Here is a 1,767-nt window from a genome sequence, read left to right on the forward strand (position 1 = left end):
ACGGTGTCCTGCGCGCCAGGCACGTCGGTCAGGTCAATGTAGATCTCGTCGATGCCACGGTCTTCGACCACCGGCGCCAGCTCGGCCACCGCGGCCTTGAACTTGCGCGAATAGAGGCGGTACTGCTCGAAGTCGACCGGCAACAGCACCGCGTTGGGTGCCAGCGCAGCGGCCTTCATCGTGCCCATGGCCGAGAACACGCCCATCGCCCGCGCCTCGTAGGTCGACGTGGTGATGACGCCGCGGCCGGTGTAGTCCCTCAGCAGCGAATAGCGGCGGGTACCGTCGGGCAGGGTTTCGGGCTGGTGGCGCCGGCCGCCGCCGACGACCACCGGCTTGCCGCGCAAGTCGGGGTAACGCAGCAGCTCGACCGACGCGTAGAACGCGTCCATGTCGAGGTGGGCGATGAGGCGGCGGCGGGGCGGCATACAGGCGAAACCTGTATGGATTATCAGTGCTTGTGCCGCGAACCGCCAGCCGGTTGGGTGCAGCGCATTCAGCCCGATTGACCTGACGCCAGCGCAGCGGCGGCTTCGTCGTCCAGGGCCTGGCCTTGCGCTGCCAGGGAGGCGGTGGTGTCGATGCCGAGCCGGGCCTGCACGGCGGCCTCGACCTGCTGCAAGCGGGCCTGTTCGTCGCGGTCCGGCGTGGCGCCGCCCGCGGCCCACAACCGGCGCACATGGCCGATCAGGCGGCCGGCCGCTTCATGGCGCTGTTGTTCGACCATCAGCACCAGGATTCCCTGCCAGGCCACGGTGGTGCCGAAACGCCGGCCGGCGGCCAGCGACCGGGGCACCAGGGCATGCGCTTCGGCCACGCGCCCGAGCGCGGTCTGGGCTTCGACCAGCACGTTCAGCGCCCAGGGCAGGTTGCCGTTGCTGTCGCCGCCCTCGGCGTCGATGCGGTGCAGCAGCGCGCCGCAACGCTGCGCGGCTTCGGCATGGCGGCCCAGCTCGATCAAGGCCGCGCAGACGTTGGTCTCGGCCGCCTGGGCCATGTCGTTCCAGCCCAGCTCGCGTGAGGCCGTCAGCTCCTGTTCGCGGCAGGCCAGCAGCGCGGCGATGTCGCCGCGCACGCGCGCCGCTTCGGCCAGCGCCCCGTGCACCCGCAGCCGGGCCCGGGGTGACGTGGTATCGCCCGCAGCGGACTGCTGCAGCGCTGCGCAGGCTTCGTCGAGATCCGGCCCCGGCTCGGTGATGGCGCGCACCCAGTGCCCGAGCGCCGCCTGCAGGTCGGTCGGTTGGTCGAGTTGGCGCCAGAGCGAAACGGCCTGTTTCGCGGCGGGCCGAGCGGCCGGGTCACGCCGCACGTTCAACACATACGCCAGCATCGACCACCAGAAGGCCTGGGTCTGCAGCGGCAGGGCCTGCCCGGGCGCCTGCTGCATCTGCGCCCGCAGCGAGAGCATCCAGTCGGTCACCTCCTGGCGCCAGATGGTGAAGCCGATCTCGTGGGCCACGCGGGCGCTCAGTTGCGCCGCCAGCGCCAGCTCGTGCTCGCGGGCCCACAAGAAGGCTTCGCGCGCGTTGTCCATCTCGGCCAGGCATTGCGCATCCGAGTCACCGCGCGTGAACAGCGCCAGCAGGGCTCCGGCGTGGCGCCGGCGCAGCGATCGGCTCTCGTCCGGCGCCTCGGCAGCCGGCGATGCGAGCTTCTCGAGCGCATAGGCGCGCATCGTCTCCAGCAGCCGGTAGCGCGGCGGATCTTCGCCGTTGACGCTGACCAGTGAGCGTTCGACCAGCGCGGCCAGGCCGTCGACCACGTCCC

General features: G+C 71.4%; 1 protein-coding gene and 1 pseudogene. Both read right to left on the reverse strand.

What is annotated here, in order from left to right; genetic code table 11:
- A partial coding sequence (locus AC1DYI_RS34510) for a DNA polymerase Y family protein (protein ID WP_477208609.1) occupies positions 1–428 on the reverse strand: 428 nt, incomplete at its 3' end.
- 68 nt (positions 429–496) lie between these two features.
- Positions 497–1,767 (reverse strand): annotated as a pseudogene (locus tag AC1DYI_RS34515) (hypothetical protein); the annotation flags it as partial.

The sequence above is a fragment of the Ideonella sp. P3_A4 genome (assembly GCF_056403075.1).